Source organism: Phaeovulum molybdatiresistens (assembly GCF_023544865.1).
Classification (GTDB): domain Bacteria; phylum Pseudomonadota; class Alphaproteobacteria; order Rhodobacterales; family Rhodobacteraceae; genus Pontitalea.
In genome coordinates this window covers 1-21,116 of record NZ_JAMJFX010000006.1, presented here as the reverse complement: position 1 = coordinate 21,116, position 21,116 = coordinate 1, and the positions used below count along the sequence as shown (strand labels likewise).

General features: G+C 65.4%; 18 protein-coding genes and 2 pseudogenes. 11 read left to right on the top strand and 9 right to left on the bottom strand.

The annotated features are described in order from the left end of the window. Positions 1 to 110: 110 nt before the first annotated feature. The 5 genes from MXB90_RS06105 to MXB90_RS06085 all read right to left on the bottom strand — a co-directional run bounded on the left by MXB90_RS06105 (position 111) and on the right by MXB90_RS06085 (position 4,577). Positions 111 to 815 (bottom strand): GntR family transcriptional regulator, encoded by a 705-nt coding sequence (locus MXB90_RS06105; protein WP_250042411.1) that lies wholly within the window; start codon positions 813 to 815, stop codon positions 111 to 113. Positions 816 to 907: 92 nt separating this feature from the next. Beyond that, positions 908 to 1,675 (bottom strand): SDR family NAD(P)-dependent oxidoreductase, encoded by a 768-nt coding sequence (locus MXB90_RS06100; RefSeq protein ID WP_250042409.1) that lies wholly within the window; start codon positions 1,673 to 1,675, stop codon positions 908 to 910. Positions 1,676 to 1,708: 33 nt separating this feature from the next. Beyond that, on the bottom strand, positions 1,709 to 3,028 hold the full coding sequence (locus MXB90_RS06095) for a TRAP transporter large permease (protein ID WP_250042400.1): 1,320 nt from the start codon (positions 3,026 to 3,028) through the stop codon (positions 1,709 to 1,711). Beyond that, positions 3,021 to 3,509, bottom strand: coding sequence for a TRAP transporter small permease (locus MXB90_RS06090; RefSeq protein WP_250042397.1), 489 nt, complete (start codon positions 3,507 to 3,509; stop codon positions 3,021 to 3,023). The genes MXB90_RS06095 and MXB90_RS06090 overlap by 8 nt, the downstream gene beginning before the upstream one ends. 63 nt (positions 3,510 to 3,572) lie before the next feature. Next, on the bottom strand, positions 3,573 to 4,577 hold the full coding sequence (locus MXB90_RS06085) for a DctP family TRAP transporter solute-binding subunit (RefSeq protein ID WP_250042395.1): 1,005 nt from the start codon (positions 4,575 to 4,577) through the stop codon (positions 3,573 to 3,575). A 190-nt stretch (positions 4,578 to 4,767) separates the two neighbouring features. Between MXB90_RS06085 and MXB90_RS06080 the strand changes: the two genes are divergently transcribed. The 4 genes from MXB90_RS06080 to MXB90_RS06065 are packed head-to-tail and all read left to right on the top strand — an operon-like array spanning position 4,768 to position 9,195. Next, positions 4,768 to 5,601: an IclR family transcriptional regulator gene (locus MXB90_RS06080; protein WP_349665899.1), complete on the top strand. Its 834-nt coding sequence runs from the start codon at positions 4,768 to 4,770 to the stop codon at positions 5,599 to 5,601. Continuing rightward, positions 5,598 to 6,767, top strand: coding sequence for an acetyl-CoA acetyltransferase (locus MXB90_RS06075; RefSeq protein WP_250042392.1), 1,170 nt, complete (start codon positions 5,598 to 5,600; stop codon positions 6,765 to 6,767). Before MXB90_RS06080 ends, MXB90_RS06075 begins: the two co-directional genes overlap by 4 nt. Then, positions 6,764 to 8,368, top strand: a complete 1,605-nt coding sequence (locus MXB90_RS06070; RefSeq protein ID WP_250042390.1) for an acyl-CoA synthetase — start codon at positions 6,764 to 6,766, stop codon at positions 8,366 to 8,368. Before MXB90_RS06075 ends, MXB90_RS06070 begins: the two co-directional genes overlap by 4 nt. Further along, complete coding sequence (locus MXB90_RS06065) at positions 8,365 to 9,195, top strand: hypothetical protein (RefSeq protein WP_250042388.1); 831 nt, start codon at positions 8,365 to 8,367, stop codon at positions 9,193 to 9,195. The genes MXB90_RS06070 and MXB90_RS06065 overlap by 4 nt, the downstream gene beginning before the upstream one ends. Before the next feature lie 96 nt (positions 9,196 to 9,291). Here the strand turns inward: MXB90_RS06065 and MXB90_RS06060 are convergent, their stop codons facing one another. After that, the gene (locus MXB90_RS06060) at positions 9,292 to 12,387 is read right to left on the bottom strand and encodes an efflux RND transporter permease subunit (RefSeq protein ID WP_250042386.1); all 3,096 of its coding nucleotides are present in this window, start codon (positions 12,385 to 12,387) and stop codon (positions 9,292 to 9,294) included. Further along, positions 12,384 to 13,691, bottom strand: coding sequence for an efflux RND transporter periplasmic adaptor subunit (locus MXB90_RS06055; RefSeq protein WP_250042384.1), 1,308 nt, complete (start codon positions 13,689 to 13,691; stop codon positions 12,384 to 12,386). Before MXB90_RS06055 ends, MXB90_RS06060 begins: the two co-directional genes overlap by 4 nt. A gap of 75 nt (positions 13,692 to 13,766) precedes the next feature. Between MXB90_RS06055 and MXB90_RS06050 the strand changes: the two genes are divergently transcribed. Next, complete coding sequence (locus MXB90_RS06050) at positions 13,767 to 14,369, top strand: TetR/AcrR family transcriptional regulator (protein WP_250042382.1); 603 nt, start codon at positions 13,767 to 13,769, stop codon at positions 14,367 to 14,369. Positions 14,370 to 14,443: 74 nt separating this feature from the next. Here the strand turns inward: MXB90_RS06050 and MXB90_RS06045 are convergent, their stop codons facing one another. Further along, a complete protein-coding gene (locus MXB90_RS06045; protein ID WP_250042380.1) occupies positions 14,444 to 14,875 on the bottom strand; it encodes a MarR family winged helix-turn-helix transcriptional regulator in 432 nt (143 codons plus the stop codon). A gap of 415 nt (positions 14,876 to 15,290) precedes the next feature. Here MXB90_RS06045 and MXB90_RS06040 point away from each other — a divergent pair, with 415 nt between their 5' ends. The 4 genes from MXB90_RS06040 (at position 15,291) to ehuA (ending at position 18,375) form a co-directional block, all read left to right on the top strand. Next, positions 15,291 to 16,142 (top strand): transporter substrate-binding domain-containing protein, encoded by an 852-nt coding sequence (locus tag MXB90_RS06040; protein ID WP_250042378.1) that lies wholly within the window; start codon positions 15,291 to 15,293, stop codon positions 16,140 to 16,142. An 80-nt stretch (positions 16,143 to 16,222) separates the two neighbouring features. Further along, entirely contained in the window at positions 16,223 to 16,888 is a 666-nt protein-coding gene (gene ehuC / locus MXB90_RS06035; protein WP_250042376.1) for an ectoine/hydroxyectoine ABC transporter permease subunit EhuC, read from the top strand. A gap of 3 nt (positions 16,889 to 16,891) precedes the next feature. Next, positions 16,892 to 17,560, top strand: coding sequence for an ectoine/hydroxyectoine ABC transporter permease subunit EhuD (gene ehuD, locus MXB90_RS06030; RefSeq protein WP_250042374.1), 669 nt, complete (start codon positions 16,892 to 16,894; stop codon positions 17,558 to 17,560). Continuing rightward, positions 17,557 to 18,375 carry an ectoine/hydroxyectoine ABC transporter ATP-binding protein EhuA gene (gene ehuA, locus MXB90_RS06025; RefSeq protein ID WP_284040750.1) on the top strand — a complete coding sequence of 273 codons (819 nt, stop codon included), beginning with the start codon at positions 17,557 to 17,559 and terminating at the stop codon, positions 18,373 to 18,375. Before ehuD ends, ehuA begins: the two co-directional genes overlap by 4 nt. Positions 18,376 to 18,516: 141 nt before the next feature. On the opposite strand, the pseudogene MXB90_RS06020 reads toward ehuA, so the two are convergent. Further along, positions 18,517 to 19,569 (bottom strand): annotated as a pseudogene (locus tag MXB90_RS06020) (IS5 family transposase); the annotation flags it as partial. 89 nt (positions 19,570 to 19,658) lie between these two features. On the opposite strand from MXB90_RS06020, the pseudogene MXB90_RS06015 reads away from it, so the two are divergent. Next, a pseudogene (locus MXB90_RS06015) lies at positions 19,659 to 20,483 on the top strand (IS110 family RNA-guided transposase); the annotation flags it as partial. Positions 20,484 to 20,578: 95 nt separating this feature from the next. Further along, a partial coding sequence (locus tag MXB90_RS06010; protein ID WP_250042363.1) for a transposase occupies positions 20,579 to 21,116 on the top strand: 538 nt, incomplete at its 3' end.

Genomic DNA, 21,116 nt, shown 5'->3' with positions numbered 1-21,116 from the left:
GGGAAACTCCTCATGATCCGGGTGCGGCAGCGGCGGAAAACCGGCAGGGCGCCGATTCCTGAGGTCATAATACCTTTTGCATTTTATTTGTCGACAAGAAATCGCGCAGGCTACAACGCGACATTCATCCGTTGGTCGCGGGCAAAGAATTGCTGGACCTGGCGCACGATCTGGTCGGCATGGGCGCGGGCCAGCCGGTCGCACAGGTCCACATCGCGCGCGGCGATGGCGGCGATGATAGCTTCGTGTTCATCGACATATTCGCGCGGCAGCCGGTCATCGAAGGACTGGTAATACAGCCGCAGGATGCGCCGCCCCTCATCCAGCAGGCGCAGGGTCAGCGTGGTGAAATAGGGGTTGCGCCCGGCCTCGGCGATGGCGGCGTGCAGATCGCGGTTGATTGCCACCATCGCCAGCGCATCCTGGGCATCGACCGCGGCGGCATAGCTGACCTGCAGGGCGCGGATACGGTCCAGATCCTCGGGGCGGTGGTATTGCGCGGCCAGCCGGGTGGTGACGCGATACATCAGTGTGATCGCGTCAAAGAAGGTGTGCAGGTTCACGAAATCGATGTTCGACACCATGGCAGAGCGGTTGGGCAGCGTTTCCACCAGCCCCTCGCCCGCCAGCCGCACCAGCGCTTCGCGGATCGGTGTGCGCGACATGCCAAAGCGTTCGGCCAGATGAACCTCATCGATCGGGCTGCCCGGCGGCAGTTTCAGATCAAGGATTTCATCGCGCAGCAATTCATACACCCGCTTGACGCCCGAGCCGCGCTTGCGTTCCTGAAGGGCTTCGTGCTCGGGCTCGGCCATGTCGCGGACTCCTGTAGTCTCAAGGCATCTTGTCGACAAATAGAATACTGCACGGTTGTGCGCGCATCAACAGGTTCGCGGCCCGCCGGGCGTCAGGGCTGCCGCGCGTCGCGGCGCAGGGCGGGCAGGCCGACGCCGGTGGTCTGGAACCCGCCGTCCGAGGCGATGGTCTGGCCGGTGACATAGCTGGCCTTGTCCGAGCAGAGGAAGGTGATCACGCTGGCAATCTCATCCTCGCTGCCATAGCGGTTCAGCGGGATCGCATCGTGATAGGCGTCGATGATGTCTTGCGAATGCACGGCCATCGCCAGTTTCGTGCGCACCGGGCCGGGGGCCACGCAATTGGCGCGGATGCCGTATTCGCCCAGCTCTGCCGCCTGCTGTTGCGTCAGATGGATCACCGCCGCCTTCGAGGTGCCATAGGCCACCCGCAGGGTCGAGGCGCGCAGCCCCGAGATCGAGGCGATGTTCACGATCGCGCCCCGCGTCTGGCGCAGATGCGGGATCGCGGCTTGCGAACACAGGAAGACGCCATCCAGGTTGGTGGCCATCACCTCGCGCCAGCGGGCGAAGGTGGTGTCTTCGATCGGGCCGAAATCGGCGACCCCGGCATTGTTGACCAGCGCGTCGATCCGGCCCAGGTGGCCGGCGCATTGATCCATCATCGCCGCGACCTGATCGGGCTGCGAGACGTCGCAGATAACCGGCAGGACGCCGTCCAGCTGGCCCGCCTCATGCAAAAGCGCCTCGGCGTCGCGGTCGATCATGGCGACGCGCCGGCCCTCGGCCAGGAACTGCTTTGTGGTGGCAAGCCCGATGCCGCGGGCGGCGCCGGTGACGATGGCGGTTTTGTCGGTCATGAAGGATACCCCTGTTGGGTGTGGCGCGGGCGATCAGCGCGGGCCAAGCACCACCAGCGAAAGTTGCGGAACAAGCGCGATCAGCGCCAGCCCTGCCAATGAGACGATAAGGAACGGCACCGCCCCGCGCGCGATCCGCTCGATCGGCAGGCGGGTGATGTTGGCAGCCACGAACAGGTTGATGCCCACCGGCGGCGTGATCAGGCCGATGGCCAGGTTGACCATCACCAGAACCCCGAACCAGACCGGATCCCAGCCCAGTTCGCGCATCACCGGCAGGAAGATCGGAAGCGAGATGAACATTACCGTGACCGGGTCCATGAACATGCCCGCGACCAGCAGGATCAGCATGATTACCAGCAGGATCACCAGACCATTTTCGCTTAGCCCCAGCAGGGCGCCGGAATACTGGCCGATCAGATCCTCGACCGTGACGACCCAGCCGAACAGGCTTGCATAGGCCACGACCAGCATCACCGTGGCCGATGAGGCCGCGGCATTGGCCAGGCTGTCGTAAAGCCCGCGCAGGGTCAGCGTGCGATGGGCCAGCCCGCCCACGGCCAGCGCATAGACGGTGGCGACCAGCGCGGCCTCGGTCGGGGTGAAGATGCCCGAATAGATGCCGCCCAGGATGACCACCGGCGTCATCAGGCCCCAGAAGCTGTCCTTGAACGACAGCCACAGCCGCACCGGATAGGGCTTGTCCGCGTGGGGCATCGGGAACAGCGCGGCCAGCGCCGCCCCGCCGCGGGGCTTTGCGAAGGGCAGCGTCAGCAGCATCATCGCCCCCATTGCCAGCCCCGGCAGGATCGCCGCCAGAAACAGCTGCGAGATCGAGGTTTCCGCGATCACCCCGTAAATCACCAGCCCGATCGAGGGCGGAATCACGATCGACAGCGCCGCCCCGGTGCAGACCAGGCCCGCCGCATAGGCGCGGGGATAGCCGTCTTCCTCCATCCCCTTGATGATCATCGGGCCGATTGCGGCCACCGAGGCCGGGCCCGATCCGCTGACCGCGCCCCAGAACAGGCAGACCACCGTGCCCACCACCCCCATGCCGCCCGGCGTGGGCCCGATCAGCACCCGGAAGAACCGGATCATCCGTTCGGCAATGCCCAGCGATCCCATCAGCGTGCCCGCCAGGATGAAGAAGGGAATCGCCAGCAGCGAGAATTTCGAAACCCCCGTGGCGATCAGATCGCCCGCCAGGTCCAGCCCGAAGCCGATCTGCCACATTGCATAGATCGCCGACAGGCCCAGCGAAAAGGCCACCGGCACGCGCAGCGCGATCAGGATGAAGAACAGGATGATCATCTCGGTGCCCGCGGGCAGGCCGGGAAACAGGTCAGACATCGGGGATCACCTCATGCTGCGGGGCGCCGCACAGCACCGAAACCGCATGCTGCAGATAGCGCACCAGCACCAGCGCAAAGCCGAAGGGCACCGCGATCTGATAATACCAGGCGGGGATCCCCAGCCCATAGGACCGCATCCCGTTGGACATCAGATTGGCAACCGATTGCCACGAAAACCACGCCGACAGCGCCAGAAGCGCGACCGACAGCAGAACCGACAGGATGAAGACCGCCCGTTGCAGCGGGCGCGGCAGCAGGTCATGCACCAGCGTCACCGCCAGATGTTCGCCCCGCCGCGCCGCCACCGCCGCGCCGAACACGGTCAGCAGCAGGAAGCCGTTGGTCAACAGCTCTTCGGTGACGGCCAGGGAATAGTTCGTGCCGTAGCGCACCACGACATTGGCAAAGCCCAGCAAGGTCATCGCCAGAAAGAGCACCGCGCAGATGATCTTTTCGGCCTCGCGCAGGATGAACGCCATCACGCCTCCCCCGGGGTTGAAACCAGACCGGCGCGCCTGTTGCGGGCGCGCCGGGCCAAAGGCTTAGTTGGCGGCCGCGATCGCGTGCTGGAAGGCGCCGACGATTTCCGGGCCGACCTTGGCCGCCCAGGTGTCGAACGCGCTTTGGGTCGCGGCCTTGAAGGCGGCCAGTTCCTCGGCGGTGGGTTCATAGACCTCCATGCCCTTTTCGCGCAGGAAGTCGATGCCGCTGGCAGTCGCCTCGCGCGAGATGTCGCGCTGATAGCTCATGGCTTCCTGGGCGGCGGCGCGCAGCTTGGCCTGGGTTTCGGCATCATAGCTGTCCCACTTCTGCTGGCTGATGCCGATGAAGATGGGGTCGTAGGAATAATGCCAGGTGGTCAGGTATTTCTGCACCTCATAGACCTGCTGCGGGATGATGACCGCGCCGATCGGGTTTTCCTGGCCATCGACCACGCCCTGCTGCAGCGCGGTGATGGTTTCGCCCCACTGCATCTGCTGGGGGTTGGCACCAAGCGCGTTCATCACGTCGATATACATCGGCCCCGCGACGCGCATGTTCAGCCCCTTCATGTCGTCGGGCGAGGTGACGGGGCGGATGTTGTTGGTGACTTCGCGAAAGCCGTTTTCGCCCCAGGCCAGAACGACGATGCCCTTTTCGGCCAGGATGCCCGCCATCATTTCGCCGGGTGCGCCCTGGGTGGTGGCATCGACCTGTTCGTAATTGGCATAGAGGTAGGGCAACGAGAACACGGCCATTTCCGGCACCAGCGGCGTCACGTTGATCGCCGAGGTCACCACCAGATCCAGCGCACCGCGACCGACCATTTCGGCCTGGCGCATCTGGTCGCCGCCCGAAAGCTGGGCATTGGGGAACACGCGCACCTCGATGTCGCCGCCGGTCGCGCCCGCGATCAGTTCGGCGAATTTCTCGGCGCCCTTGTGCCAGGTGGTGGTGTCGCCGGTGTTATGCGACAGGCGCAGCGTCTCGGCGCCGGCGGTGCCGGCCATCAGCGCGCCGGCCAGAATCGACGCGAGGGCAGTCCTGCCGAAAATCGCGAATGTCATGTCTTCCTCCCAAGCAGGTGGCCCTTGCGGGCCGGTCATGGTGCTGCCTCCTGCAGCATTGTTGATCCATATATTGGAATGAAAAATCGGACAAGAAAAATAAAACCTTGCAAAAGGGTCGCAAAAGTCAAAAATCAGTTTGAAAGCTTTATCGCATATGGCCTGGCGGGGCTGGATTGTGGTCCACAATATGGAACGTATGGAAATGGTATCCTCGGCAAACCTGGGCGGTGCCCAGACGGTGGACCGTGCGCTTGCCCTGCTGAGCGCGGTTGGCCGGGGGGGTGTGGCGGGTGTGACGCTGGGCGATCTGGTGGCGCAAAGCGGGTTGAACAAGCCTACCGTGCGGCGTCTGCTGCTGGCGCTGATGCGCGGCGGCATGGTCGAACAAAACCCCGATACGCGGCGCTATTTTCTGGGCGAAGAGGCCTATATTCTGGGCACGTTCGCCGCACAACGCCATGGAATTCTGGAACATTCCTCTGCCGTGCTGGCGCGGCTTGCCCGCGAAACCGGGGATGCGGCCTTCATTTCCGTCCGGCAGGGGTATTCGGCGCTGTGCCTGCACCGCGAAGAGGGCAGCTATCCGATCCGGACCCATGCGCTGATGGCGGGGCAGTTGCACCCCCTGGGCGTGGGGGCGGGGTCGCTGGCGATGCTGGCCGCCCTGCCCGATGCCGAGGTCGAGGCCGCGCTGGAGGCCAATGCCGCGCAGCTGGCCGGCAGCTATGCCGCGTTGCCCCCCGATCTGATCCGCGAACATGTGCGGGTCACGCGCCAGAATGGTCACGCGCTGAACCCCGGGCTGCTTTACCCCGATTCCTGGGGCTTGGGGTTGGCGCTGCGCTGGCCCGATGGCGCGCTGGCCGGTGCGCTGTCGCTGGCCGCGATCGAAAGCCGGATGCAGCGCCCGCGCCGCGATGACCTGCTGTCCCGGCTGCGTGCCGGGGCGGCCGAGATCGAAAAATCCCTGGCCCGGCTTTACGCCCTGCGCCGGGGCACATCTGACAGGAGAACCGCATGAACGAAGCCCAGATCGTCGGCTGGGGGCATACCGCCTTTGGCAAATCCGACCTGCCCGATACCGAGGCCCTGATGGCCGCCGCCGTGTCCGAGGCGCTGGCCCATGCCGGCATCACCCCCGCGGATGTGGATGGCCTGTTCGTGGGCGTCTTCAACAACGGCTTTTCCCCGCAGGATTTTCAGGGCGCTTTGGTGGCGATGGGGGATGACCGCTTTGCCCACACGCCCGCCACGCGCTATGAAAACGCCTGCGCCACCGGATCGGCGGCGCTGCATGGGGCGATGGATTTCATCGCCGCCGGCCGCGGCAAGATCGCGCTGGTGATCGGTGCGGAAAAGATGACCGCCACCCCCACCGCCGAGGTGGGCGACATCCTGCTGGGCGCAAGCTATCGCAAGGAGGAGGCGCAGGTCGAAGGCGGCTTTGCCGGCCTGTTTGGCCAGATCGCGGGCAGCTATTTCCAGCGCCACGGCGACCAGTCCGAGGCGCTGGCGATGATCGCGGCCAAGAACCATGCCAATGGCATGGCCAACCCGCTGGCCCATATGCGCAAGGATTTCGGCAAGGAATTCTGCAACACCGTGTCGGAAAAAAACCCGATCGTGGCGGGCCCGCTGCGCCGGACCGATTGTTCGCTGGTGTCGGACGGCGCGGCGGTTCTGGTGCTGGCCGATCCCGAAACCGCGGCCGGGATGAACCGCGCCATCGCCTTCCGCGCGCGGGCGCATGCCAATGAGATGATGGCGCTGTCGCGCCGCGACGTGCTGGAATTCGCCGGCGCCCGGCGCGCCTGGGCGCAGGCGCTGGAACGTGCGGGGGTGGGCCTGGGCGATCTGTCGCTGGTGGAAACGCATGATTGCTTCACCATCGCCGAATTGCTGGAATATGAGGCGATGGGCCTGGCCGAACGCGGGCAGGGCGCGCGCGTCATCCGCGAAGGTATCACCGCGAAGGGCGGAAAGCTGCCGGTCAATCCCTCGGGCGGGCTGAAGGCCAAGGGGCATCCGATCGGCGCCACGGGCGTGTCGATGCATGTCATGGCCGCGATGCAGCTGATGGGCGAGGCCGGTGGCATGCAGATCCCCGGCGCCACGATGGCGGGCGTGTTCAACATGGGCGGCGCTGCGGTCACGAATTACGTCTCGATCCTGGAACGCGTGAAATGACGATCGACCTTTCCAACGGGATCGCGCCCGTTTCGACGCGGGTGATGAACCTGTCGCAGTTCCTGACCGAAGCCGCCCGGCGACACCCCGACGAGATCGGCTTTGTCTGGGGCGAGCGCAGCTGGACCTGGGCCGAGATCGAGGCCCGTTCCGCCGCCTTCGCCGCCGCCCTGGTCGATCGATTTGGCCTTGGCAAGGGCGACCGGCTTCTGGTGCAATCGGCCAACAACAACCAGATGTTCGAAGCGATGTTCGCCTGTTGGCGGATCGGCGCGGTCTGGGTGCCGGCCAATTTCCGCCAATCGCCCGAGGATATCGCCTGGCTTGCGCAAAATTCGCAGGCGCGCGGCCTGCTGCACGGGGCCGAGTTTGCCGATCATGCCGCTGCCTGCGCCGATCTGGGCTTTCGCATTTCGATCGGCGGGCAGGGGGCGGCGGATTATGACAGCCTGGTGGCCGAATACATGGGCCAGGCCGCGCCCGCCGTGGCGGTGGCGCGCGATGATCCGGCGTGGTTCTTCTTCACCTCGGGCACGACGGGGCGGCCCAAGGCGGCGGTGTTGACGCATGGGCAGCTGGCCTTCGTGATCACCAACCATCTGTGCGACCTGATGCCGGGGACCGGGCCGGGGGATGCCTCGATCGTGGTGGCGCCGCTGTCGCATGGCGCGGGCATCCATCAGCTGGCGCAGGTCGCCCATGGCGCCAAGACCATCCTGCCGGGGGGGGTGAAATTCGACCCGGCCGAGGTCTGGCGGCTGGTCGAAAAATGGAAGGTCACCAATGCCTTCACCGTGCCCACGATCGTCAAGCTGCTGGTCGAACACCCGTCGGTGGCGGATCACGACCATTCCAGCCTGCGCTATGTGATCTATGCCGGGGCGCCGATGTATCGCGCCGATCAGATCCGCGCGTTGCAGGTTCTGGGCCCGAAGCTGGTGCAGTATTTCGGCCTGGGCGAGGTGACCGGCAATATCACCGTTCTGCCGCCCGCGCATCACCATCTGGACGATGGCGCCATGCGCATCGGCACCTGCGGGTTTGCCCGCACCGGGATGCAGGTGCAGATCCAGGATGCCCAGGGCAACGAATGTCCCCCCGGCGAGACGGGTGAGATCGCGGTGATCGGTCCGGCGGTCTTTGCGGGCTATTTCAACAACCCCGAAGCCAATGCCAAAAGCTTTCGCAACGGCTGGTTCCTGACCGGCGATCTGGGGCATATGGATGCGCAGGGCTTTGTCTATCTGACGGGGCGGGCGTCGGACATGTATATCTCGGGCGGCTCCAACATCTACCCGCGCGAGATCGAGGAAAAGATCCTGCAGCATCCCGACATTTCCGAGGTCGCCGTGCTGGGCGTGCCCGACCCGCTATGGGGTGAGGTCGGCGTGGCGGTCTGTGTGGCCCGTGCGGGTGCGGCCTGCGACGGTGCGGCGCTGCTGGCCTGGCTTGAGGGCAGGATCGCGCGCTACAAGATGCCGCGTCAGGTGGTCTTCTGGGATGAGATGCCGAAATCGGCCTATGGCAAGATCACCAAGAAGATGATCCGCGAGGAGCTTGCCGCGCGCGGCGACATCGCGCCCGCGGACAACGCGGGATGATCGCGCCGCGCAGTCTTGCCCACCCCGGGCCGCGCGATCCGGCGCGTTTTGCCGCGCTGCCCTGCCGGGCCGAGCCGGTGACGCTGCGGATTGCAGCGGGCCTGCCGTTTGACCGCGCGGTCACCGACGCCTTTGCCCGCGCCGGGTTCACGGCCGGGTATCTGCGCCTGCGCGGGGCGCATTTCCAGCACCTGTCCTACGTCGTGCCCGGCCCCGCGCCGGGCGATGGCCGGGCCGCCTGGTATCGCGCCGCGCCAGTGTTGCATGACGCCCGGGTTCAGGATGCGGGGCTGCATCTGGGCAGCCGGGCGGGCGCGGCCTTTCAGCATTGCCACGGTCTGTGGTCGGCGGATGGGGCGCTGCACATGGGCCACATGCTGCTGCCAGATACGGCGCTGGCCGAGGATCTTGTGGCCGAAGGCTGGGGCTTGCGCGGGGCGGGCCTGTCGGTGAAGCCCGACCCGGAAACCGGCTTTGACCTGTTCGCCCCGCAAGCGGCGGGGGGCGCAGGTGCCGCCAATGCCGTGCTGTGCACGTTGCGCCCGAACGAAGACCCCCATGCCCTGCTGGCGCGGATCGCCGAAGGGGCGGGGATGCCCGAGGCCCGGATCGAGGGCATCGGCAGCCTTGTCGAGACCCGATTTGGCGACGCCCGGCTGGATAGCTACGCCACCGAGATCCTGGTGCGCGCGGGACGGTTGGCAGGGGGGCAGGTGCACCTTGACGTCGCCTCGGTCGGCTTTGACGGCAGACCCCTTTGCGGGGTGCTGAAGGCGGGGGAAAACCGCATCTGCATCACTGCCGAGATCCTTTTGATCGGCAGCTAAGGTCGCGGCGGTCTCTGGACAGGATTCCTGACTAACTGCCTGGTGATGGCGGTGCGTCATCGCGATGTTCAGGCCGCAGATCGTGTTGGCTTTCGCTCAGTGCCTTGTGCGTGCGGCACGCCCCAGCCCGAGGTCGCTCAGAATTGCGTAGAACGCAGGCAGGACCAGTAGCACAAGCACGGTCGAGGTCAGCAGCCCGAAGACCACCGAGATGACCAGCGGTTTCAGCGTCTGTGCCTGGGTCGAAGTCTCGGCCAGAAGCGGCGCCATCCCCAGGATCGTGGTGGAAACCGACACAAAGATCGGGCGGAACCGCGATCGCACGGCCGCGCCCGCGGCCTGTGTCACGCCCAGCCCCGCCGTCATCCGTTCCCGGATCACCTCGACCAGAAGGATGGCGTTGTTCACGACGATCCCGGCCAAAGAGGCCGCGCCAACAAGCGACGGCATCGAGATATTGTAGCCCATCAGCACATGGCCCCAGATCACCCCCAGAAAGGCCAGGGGAATGGTCAGCATCACGATCAGCGGTTCGACATAGCTGCGGAACTGGAACGACAGGATCAGATAGACCCCAACGATCCCGATCAGGAACCCGCGCAGGATTGAGCCGACGGTTTCGGCGGAATTGGCGGCCTGGCCTGCGACCTCATGGGTCAGGCCCGGGTGGCGGGCGGCCAGATCGGGCAGAAAGCCAGTTTCAAGGCGTGCGGTGATCGCATCGGCATTGCCGATCCGGCCATCGACATCGGCCTGCACCGTCAACGTGCGCAGCCCGTCGCGCCGGGTTATGCTGGACCAGCCGCGCGCCTCACGCACATTTACAACGGTATCCAGCGGCACCGCCGTGCCGTCGGGCAGCGCGATGGTAAAGTTTTCCAGATCGGCGCGGGCATCGCGGTCGCCCTCGGCCAGAAGAACCTGCACTTCAAAGGGCAGGTCGCCCTGGCGCACATCGGCCAGTTGCGTGCCCAGATAGGCGGCCCGCAATTGCCCCGCCACATCGGCGGCCGTCAGCCCCAGCGTGCGCGCGCCCGGCGCCAGCTGCAGGCGCAGTTCGGGCTTGCCGGGGCGCAGGTCCAGCATCGCATTGCGCACACCCCGATAGGTTTCCAATTCGGCCAGCGTCGCGCGCCCGGCGGCTTCCAGCGTGGCAAGGTCGGGGTGCGACAGGCGCAGTTCCACCGCGATGCCCTGCGGGCCGATGCCGGGTTCCATCAGGATCAGCGAGGATACGCCGGGCAGGGGGCCGATTTCATCGCGCCATTGGGCGATCAGCTCATCCAGCGTCGTGGCGCGGGTTTCCGCTGACAGCAGGTCGGCCGAGACGGTGGCCAGATGCGGCCCCGTTTCCCCCACCGAGGCATTGCGGCCCAGCCGCGTGATGGTGCGCAGCACCAGCGTCTGCGCGCCGGGTTGGGCGGGGCTCAGGCGGTTATTGACGCGGGCCAGAGCGGCCTCGACCTGTGCCACGGCGTCGTTTGTGCGGGCCAGCGGCGTGCCCGCGGGCAGCAGGATGCGCGCTTCCAGCACATCGCCGTCAATGTCGGGCATCGCCTCGCGCTTGACCAATCCGCCGCCAAGGGCGCCAACCGTTGCGATCAGCGCGCCCATAGACAGCCCCAGCACCAGCCAGCGGGCGCGGATCGCCGCATCGGCCAGCCGCCCGACGCCACGGTCGCGCAGCGCGGCAAAGCCCCGATCAAACGCCGCGCGGAACCGCGAGGGCGATCTGTCCCTACCCGAAAGTCCGCCTTTCAGGTGATGGGGCAGGATCAGGAAGGCCTCGATCAGGCTTGCGGCCAACGCGGCCAGCAGGACCAGTGGCAGCACCTCCAGCACCGCGCCCAGTTCGCCCGACAGGAAGGACAGCGGGACAAAGACCGCAACCGTCGTCAGGAATGAGGACGCCACCCCCGGCGCAACGGCCAGAACACCGGCGGTGACGCTTTCAACGCTGACGCCCTTGGCCGCGTGAACGGCGATGGAATCCGATAGGACTATGGAATCATCCATCACGATGCCGATCGCCATCAGAAGGGCCACCAGCGTCATCATGTTCAGACTGAGCCCCGTGACCGACATCCACAGGAAAGCGCCCAGAAACGCCACCGGAAGGCCCATCGCCGCCCAGATCGCAAAGGCGGGGCGGAAAAACAGGCTCATGACCGCGACCACCAGCAACAGGCCGATGATGCCGTTTTCCACCAGCATGGCCAGCCGGTCACGGATGATCGAGGTGACGTCCTGGACGACCTGAACCGATACGCTGTCGGGCAGGCGGGCCGTTTCCGCCACCACCACCGCCTTCACCGCATCCAGCGCGCGCAGGGCATCCGCCTCAAGCGGCTTGTGGATTTCCAGGATGATGGCGGGGGCCCCGTTCAGGCGGGCCTGTTCCTCGGGGGGTTCATGGGTTTCGATGATCTGCGCGACGTCGCCCAGGGTCAGCACGGCGCCATCGGGTCGGGTCAGAACGGGCAGGGCGGCCAGCATCCGCACCGTGCGGGCCTCGGCGGTGAAACGCAGGGTCAGATCCTGCGCGGCGGTTTCCAGCCGCCCCGCGGGCAGGTCCAGGCTTTGCGCGCCGATCACCTGTGCAAGCCCCGCCGCCGTCAGCCCGTGTTGGGCCAGAACCGCGCGGTCGGGCAGCACCGAAAGCGTGCGCGCCCCCAGCCCCGCCCGGTTCACCCGTGCCACATCGGGCAGCGCCGCCAGCCGGTCGGCCAGGCCATCGGCGTAAAGATCAAGCTCGGACAGGGGCAGATCGCCCGATACCGCGACCGAGGTGACCAGATCGGTGCGGTGCAATTCGCGCACCGTCGCCGGATCGGCACGGTCGGGGAAGGTATCGATTGCGGCTACTTCGGTGCGCAGTTCGGCCACGAAGCGGTTGGCATCGCCCGCAGGTTTCATGGTGGCGACGGCGCGGGCGCGGTTGTCCTGCGCGGTGCAGGAAAAGCTGTCCAGTGCTTCGACCCCCTGCACCGCGTCCCACAAGGGCGCGCAGATGCCGGTTTCCACATCCTCGGCCGCCGCGCCGCGATAGGTGACGACAATCTCGGCTTCGGCGGGGCGGAAATCGGGGAAGGTTTCGCGCAAAAGCGTTGGCGCGGCAAAGCTGCCCGCGGCGATGAACACCAGAAGCAGAAGATTGGCCGCCGTGGGATGCCCTGTGAACCAGCGGATCATGGCGCGGGCTCAACCGGCACGGGCCGCAGCGGCATGCCGGGCAGGGCGGGCGCGATGTCATCCAGCACCAGACGGTCGCCGGGGGCAAGACCGTCGCGGATCACCACCAGCCCATCCTGCCGGAAGGCCGGGGTGACGGGACGGATCTCAAGCCGGTCGTCAGCGGTGACCAGATAGACGGCATCGCCGTGCAAGGCGGCCTCGGGGATGACAACCGCGTCGCGAACGGGCGCGCCGGTCAGGGTCACCTGAACCTGCATGTTCGGCACCAATGGCAGGCGCAGGGGCGGGGCGGCATCGGCATAAGGGTTGGCCACGCTGACCACGACCGGCACGCTGCGCGCCTTGGGGTCAAGCGCGCCTTCGACGCGGGACACCTGGGCCTGCCAGATCTGGGATGGGTCCGACAACGGATGCAGCTCTGCGCCTATTCGCGATGCGGGGCCTTGGCGGATTGCCGCCAAAGGGTCAGCTGGCCGGTCGATCGGGAACAACAGCCGCTGGAAGGCGGGCAGGGGCACCTGCACCACCACTTCGGCCCGGTCCAGCCCGTCGCCCTGCACCAGAACCTGGCCGATGGCGACCGGCTGGAACAGATCCACCGCGATGCTGGTCACGCGCAGATCAAAGGGGGCGGTCAGCACGGTCTGATCGCGGTCGCGGCGGGCGCGGGCCAGTGTGGCCGTGGTCCGGGCCTGTTGGGCGGTAATGCGGGCCTGCCGCGACGGGATCAGGGCCAGACTGTTTTGCAATTCGGTCACGGTTCGGCGGGTTTGCAGTACCGCCTTTTCGGCCTCATCTGCGCGGGTTTGCGGGTTCACCCCTTGGGCGACCAGCCCCCGGATGCGGGCCAGATCGGCCTCGGCCAGGGTCAGCCGCTCGGTTTCAAGCGTCAGCACGCGGTCGGTATTTTCGGCCTCGGCCACGATCTGTGCGGCTTCGGCCTGCAGCGCCATCAGGTCCGCCTCGGCCTGCGCGATGGCAAGATCGTAATCGGCCGGATCGATGCGCAGCACCTCGGTGCCCGCCGGGATCAATTGCCCCTCTTCCAGATCGGGGTGGCGCCAGATCACTTGCCCGCGCACCTCGGCCACGGCGGTCCAGCCCTGCGCGGCGCGGACCGCGCCCCAGCCATGCGCCACCGGGCGGATATCCTGCGCGGCAACAGGCGCCACGCGGACCGCAAGGCCGGGCATCGTGCCGCTTTCCTGCGCGGGGCCGGGGGCGGTCGTGATCATCCAGGCCGCGATCGCGGCGCCAAGCGCGATGGGGGGCAGGGCCAGAAGGGCGGACAGGCGGGGCATGGAAGGCTCCTCAGCCGAATCGGCTTGATTTTTACCAGTATAATGTTAGTGGTTGATTACTTACAAGAGGTTGCCATGATCCGTCGCAAACCCGCCGAAGACCGCAAGGCCGACATTGTCGAGGCGCTTTTGCGCCTGGCCGACCGGATCGGACCGGATCGCCTGACCACGAACGACATCGCGCGAGAGGTCGGGGTGACACAGGCCGCGATTTTCCGGCACTTTCCGACGAAAGCGGATCTGTGGTCCAGCGTGGGCGAGGTGATCGCCGAACGCCTGCATCTGGCTTGGGATCAGGCGCTGGCTGGACGTGGTGCGCCGCAGGACCAGTTGCGTGGCCTGATCGCGGCCCAGCTGCGCCAGATCGAGGCCTGTCCAGCGCTGCCCGCGATCCTGCATTCACGCGAATTGAACGTCGACAACGCCTTTCTGCGGGACCGCTTTCGCGGGCTTTTGGCGCAGTATCAGGCGCATCTTGTCGCCTGTCTGGAGGACATGGGCAAAGAGGGCGCGATCCGTGCAGACATAGCTGCGCAGGATGCCGCGATCCTTTTGACGTCGCTGGTGCAGGGCATTGCCATCCGCTGGGGGCTTGGCGCGCACGGATTTTCGCTTGAGGCCGAGGGGCTGCGGCTGCTTGACCTTCAGCTGTCCCTGCTGGCTGGCAAGCCCGGGTAAGACGCAAAGGGCTGAAAAGGCGGGCTTTGCCGTCGGCATCACGCTTGGCGCGCCGGTCTTGATGCGTTCGGGTTTCAGCCGTCGGTGGATGGGCCGGGCGTCTGCGGGCGCGCGGCACCCAGATCCGGGTTGGAGTCGATCAGCGGCGCGGCATCGGCTTCGGCATCCAGCATGTCGGCCACGCGCATCAGGCTGGCGATGATCATCTGCTGTTCCCAATCCTTCAGCTTGTCGAATTCCGCTGCGAATTTCGCCTGAATGCCGTCGGGTGCGATATGCAGGGCCTGATCGCCGGCCTCGCTGAGCGATAGCCAGGTCTGCCGGCGATCGGCGGCGCCGGGGCGGCGGCGTAACAACCCGCGGGCTTCCAGCTTTTTGATCATCACGGTGGCGGTGGCCTGGGTGATGCCCAGGCGATGCGCCAGATCGCTGGCCGTCCGTTCCGCCCCGCCTTCCAGCTGCTGCAGCAGCACCAGTTGCGCCGGCGTCAGGCCAGTTCTGGCCATAAGCGATCTGGCCTGGGATTCCGCGCTGCGAAGGATGCGGCGCATCGCGGAAAATGCGGATTTCGTGGTGCTTTGCATCTGGGCCTCGGGAAGTCTGTGCCCGATCTTTCTACAGCCAGTTCCGGGTTTTCCCAAGTGGCGACTGACGCGGTGAATATTAGCGCAAGCTAAGGATATGCGGATATCTGATGCTGGGAAGGGTGCGCCATTGCCCAGAATTATCTTAAAATATCCCCTAATATGGCGTTCCGTCAGCTGAAGAGACGCTAAGGCGCCCTGCGGTTGACATAAAGTCGCTTAGTTAATACTAAGCATATCCGATATTAAATGCGTCCTTGCCCCAGCTTTGCCCGTATCGGGCACAGGGGCCCGTGCCCGTTGCGGGCGGGGGGATGCGCGACAGAAAGGATCACCCATGCTGCCCTCTATTGCCGTTACGTTCCGCGGTGTTGCCGCTGCCTCGATCGCCGTTGTCCTGACCGCCTCGACCGCGCTGGCGGGGCCGTTGCTGGATCGCATCGAAGCCGGTGAGCCGATCCGCATCGGCTTTGCCAATGAGGCGCCCTTTGCCTATCCCGGCGACGATGGCGCGCCGATGGGCTTTGTGAACGCCTATGCGCTGGAGCTGTTGGCCGAGATGGGCCATGACAACATCGAGGTGGTCGTGACCGATTGGGGCGGGCTGATCCCGGCGCTGAATGCGGGGCGGGTTGATATCGTCACCGGGGGGCTGAACATCCTGAAATCGCGCTGTGACAGCATTGCCTTTTCCGAACCGATGCTGATGGCGGGGGACGCCTTCATCGTTCCGACGGGCAACCCCAAGGGCCTGAACACCTATGAGGATCTGGCCCAGAAGGACGCCATGCTGGTGACGGGTGCCGGCTATTCCAACATCGAGGCCGCGCGCAACGCCGGCGTTGCCGATGGCAAGATCATGCAGGTGCCCGGCCCGTCCGAAATCCTGGCTGCCGTGGTGGCAGGCCGGGGCGACGCGGGGGGGCTGGCGCATTTCACCGCGATCACGATGGCCGGGGAACACGACGGTGTGGATGTATCCGACGTGACGCAGATGCCGGAAACGACGATGAACTGGGCCTCGATCGGGTTCCGCAAGACTGACCAGGACTTTGTCGAGCAGTTCAACGCGGCGCAGCAAGACTATCTTGGCAGCGACAAGATGATGGCGACCGTGGCCCAATATGGATATGGGCCCGAACACCTGCCGACCGGGCAGACGGCGGCCTGGGTCTGCGAAAACCGCTGATCCCCGCGTGGCGCGGGTGGCCGGTGTCCGGCCCCCGCCGCTGATCGCCTGATCCGAACAAAAGGTGGGAAAACCCCTTCGTGTCCTATTCCGATTTTCTGGTGATCCATGGCCCGCGCCTTCTGGGCGGCACATGGATCACCGTGCAACAGACCGTTCTGGCGGCGGTCTTGGCGGTGCTGATCGCGTTGCTGTTCGGCCTGTTGAAGATTTCGCCGCTGCGGCCGGTTCGCGCCCTGGCGAGCGTTTACATCGAGGTGTTTCGCGGCACCTCGCTTCTGGTGCAGCTGTACTGGATCTTTTTCGTCCTGCCCCTGTTCGGCATCACCATCGACAAGTTCACCGCCGGCTTCGTGGCCGTGGGGCTGAACCTGGGGGCCTATGGCGCCGAGGTCGTGCGCGGCGCGATCCAGTCGGTTCCGCGCGGCCAGTGGGAAGCGGCGCTGGCGCTGAACCTGTCGCCCGCGCGCCGGATGTGGCGCATCATTCTGCCGCAGGCGCTGGTGAACATGCTGCCCGCCTGGGGCAATCTGATGATCGAGGTGCTCAAGGGAACGGCGCTGGTTGCGATGATCTCGGTCGCCGATCTGATGTTCGAGGCGCGCCAGATCAACGGCAGCACCTATCTGTCGGCACAGGTCTTTGGCACCGCGCTGGTCATCTATTACCTGCTGGGCCGGCTGGGCGTCACGCCGCTGATGCGCTGGCTGGAAAAGACCGTCGCGCGCCGCATGGGTAGGGTCTGAGCGATGGAATGGAAATGGGATTTCACCCTGCAGATCCTGCCCCGCCTGATCGAGGCCACCGGGGCAACGCTGATGGCGGCGGCATTTGGCTATCTGATTGCGATGGTTCTGGGGCTGGGCCTGGCCCTGGCGCAGCGCACACCCTATGGCGCGCTGACGCGGGTGGTGCGCGAAGGTGTGGAATTCATCCGCTCAACCCCCCTAATCCTGCAGATCTTCTTTGTCTTTTACGTCGCGCCGCAGTTTGGCGTTACCCTGTCGCCCTGGGTTGCGGGGATGCTGGCAATCGGCCTGCATTACGCGGCCTATCTGTCCGAAGTCTATCGCGGCGGATTGGAAAGCGTCGACCGGGGCCAGTGGGAGGCCGCCACATCGCTCAACCTGGGCACGGCGCATGCCTACCGGCGGATCATCCTGCCGCAGGCCTTGCCGAATGCCATTCCCGGCATGGGCAATTATCTGGTGGGGATCTTGAAGGATACGCCGATGTTGTCGGTGATCGGCGTGGGCGAGCTGATGCACACCGCCAATGCCATCGGCGCTGAAACCTACCGCTTTCTTGAACCCTTCACGCTGGTCGGCCTGATTTTCCTGACCATTTCCCTGCCGCTGGCCGAACTGGTCCGGCGGGCGGAAACACGGCTGCGGCGCAAACTTGGACTTGTGAAATGACCCAGGACCTTACCGGATACCCCCTTGCCCTGACCGGCCCCGACCGACCGATGGTCCGCTTTGCGGGCGTGTCCAAAAGCTATGGCGACCTGCAGGTGCTGGACCGGCTGGACCTGGAGGTGGCCGAGGGCGAGATGGTCACCATCATCGGCCCGTCGGGATCGGGCAAGACCACGGTCTTGCGCATGTTGATGACACTGGAAACGATCGACGAGGGCGTGATCTATGTCGACGGCAACCCGCTGACCCACATGCCCCGGGGCGACGTTCTTGTCCGCGCCGATCGTCACCACCTGCGTCGCGAACGCGCCAACATCGGCATGTGTTTCCAGCACTTCAACCTGTTTCCGCACATGACCGCGCTGGAAAATTGCACCGAGGGGCCGATCCATGTGCTGGGCCTCACCAAAGCCGAAGCTCGGGACCGAGCAGAGGAATTGCTGGAAATGGTTGGCATGATCGACAAACGCGACGAATTTCCCGCGCGCCTTTCGGGCGGGCAGAAACAGCGTGTGGCGATTGCCCGCGCGCTGGCCATGCGCCCCAAGGTGATGCTGTTCGACGAAGTGACCTCGGCGCTTGACCCCGAGGTCACCGGCGAGGTCACCGAGGTCATCCGCAAGCTGGTCGCACAGCACAATCTGACAATGCTGATGGTGACGCATCAGATGGGCTTTGCACGCGACATCTCGGACCGGATCTGTTTTTTCCACAACGGCCGGATCGAGGAACAGGGCCCGCCGCAAGACCTGTTCGGAAATCCACAATCGGAACGGACGCAACAGTTCCTGTCGGCCGTCAACGAAGCGATCTGAACCTGTGTCCGCGACAGACCTAGGTTTGGGTCTTTTAGCCCGGGGGCATGGACTTCGAGGCGATCTATCGCCAGTCGAACGCCTCGAAGCTGGCCCCAAGGCACAAAATGAAACCCCATTAGTTCGCCCTGAACAACCCGATCACGCCGCCACCGGGATCTGATTGCGGTCCTCGTCGCCCCTGCGAGCCGCGATGATCTGCGCGATCAGGCACACCAAAACCGCTCTCAGCCATTCCAGGATCTTGTGGATACTATGCCCGCAGCCGCAAAGCACCGCGAAGAGCGCGTCGCTGATCACGCCCTTCAGCGGGCTTCGGGCAAGGTGGCCGTCGGTCTTCATATGACCAATTTCTGGCTCGATCGCCGCGCGTTGTCGCAGATCGGCCGCCAAGGCCGGGGTCAGACCGCGCCGCGTGCCGCTGATCAGAACCTGAGACTTGTCGATGCCATGGCCGCGATAGCCGCGGTCGACCACCACCAGATCGGGCAGGCGCTCGGTCAGGATTTCCACCTGTTCGAGCGCGGCGCCCAGCATGTGGCCGTCATAAGGATTGCCCGCAAAGCTGCGCATGCCCACTACGAACCCCTCGTCGAGCGTCGTGGCGATGCTGACCTTGCAGCCGAATTCATACCGCACCCGCGCCTTGCCTTTCGAGATGCAATCGACCTCGGGCTCGTGCAGGGCATAGATCTTGTCGCGCCCTTTCGGCTCCTGGGTCAGGAGCCGCGAGACGAGGACAAGCCGGTCGAGGATCCGCTCGCGCAGAGGGCCTTGGGGAATATCGGGAAGCTGGCGGCGCAGGTCACGCAGCACCCGGCCTGTGTAGCCTTTCAACGTTCTTAGGGCTTTGCGCATGCGCTTGAACTGTTTTACATGGGCATAGTGGCCAACGCGCACCGCCAACCGTGGTGCAAGGCGGGCATAGCTCTGACGCGCCTCCACTACGGCCTCGACGGCCAGCGCCACCAGCTGCGCCCGCGCCCGCTCGTAAAGCCGGGCGTCGGTGGGATGGGCAATATTCTTTTCCATCACCGTCGTGTCGACCGCCACCCGCTTCAGGCTGCCCGCCTCGATCGCACCGGCTTTCTGCCCGGCGAGGATCGTCTGCGGCAGCATCCATTCGACACCTTCTTCGCCGAGGCGCTGGCGCCAGCGGGTCAGCGACGAAGGATCGATCGGCGGGCGATGCTGGAGATGGGGTGGATGCCGCTCTCACCCTGATGGCATCGCGATGTGCCATACTCGTGGTGTCGAAGCACAAGCTGAAGGAGAGGGCATCCATGGAAGAAGTTAGCATCATCGGGGTCGATCTGGCAAAGAACGTGTTCCAGCTGCACGGGGCGGGAGCGGATGGGGCGGTCGTTTTCCGCAAGAAGCTGTCGCGACTGCAATTTGCGCGATTCATGACGGACCATCCCGCATGCGACGTGGCGATGGAGGCTTGCCCAAGCGCTCATCACTGGGCACGGGAACTGACCGCCCACGGGCACCGTGTCCGGCTGATCGCGCCCCATTACGTCAAGCCGTTCATCAAGCGCCAAAAGAACGACGCCGCCGACGCAGAAGCAATCGCCAAGGCGGCGACGCGTCCGACCATGCGATTTGTCGAACCCAAGACCGAAGAACAGCAGGCCCGGGCGGTGGCATTTCGCGCTCGCGAGCAGATTGTGAAGCAGCGGACGGAGGCGATCAACGCCCTGCGCGCGTACCTCTATGAACTCGGGCACGTGGCGCCGGAAGGGGTCGGATACATCCCGCGGTTGGCGAAGGTGGTCGATGATCCGGGTTCGGGCCTGCCTGACCTGGCGCGGGACATCTGCCGCATGGTTCTGGAACAGATCGATCTGTTGTCGTCCCGCCTCGCCGCAGTTTCGGCAAAGCTCGCCGCCGCGTCCAGGGCGTCCGCCATGCCCCGGCAATTACAGACCATGCCGGGTGTCGGACCGATCACCGCGCTCGCGGTCGAAACCTGCGCGCCGCCGATGGACCAGTTCCGGCGTGGCCGCGATTTTGCCGCTTGGCTCGGGTTGGTGCCGCGGCAACATTCTTCTGGCGGAAAACAGAGGCTGGGGAAAAGATCGAAGATGGGGCAGCGGGACATCCGGGAGCAACGCGCGAAAGTTGGTGATGCCCTGAGGGGCGGCATATCATGGCGGTGTTCAGACGCCGTCAATTCTCTGCCGAGAAAGGGATATGCCACATGTCAGAGACTACCATCACCCAACTTCCCGATCCATCTGGATTTAGCGCCGACGCGCTTACGGATGTCATTCGCGCGGGCGCGCGCCAGTTGATCGAGCAGGCGATCCACGCGGAGCTGGCGACGCTCATGGTGACCTTTTCCAAAGAGAGACTTGAGGACGGACGGGCGCGTCTGGTTCGTCATGGTCACCTGCCGGAGCGTGAGGTGATGACCGGCATTGGTCCGGTGTCGGTGACGGTGCCGCGCGTGCGGGACCGGGCCCCTGGTGAAGACAAGATTACTTTCACGCCCAGCATCCTGCCCCGCTATTTGCGCAAGGCGAAATCGGTCGAGGATCTGCTGCCGTGGCTTTACCTGAAGGGCGTGTCCCGGGGTGATTTCACCGAGGCGCTGGCGGCCTTGCTGGGCCCGAATGCCAAGGGTCTGTCGGCAAAGACCATCACGCGGCTGAAGGCCGGCTGGTGGACGGCCTATGAGGACTGGCAGAAGCGCGACCTTGGCGCGCGGCAGTTTCTCTACATCTGGGCTGATGGCG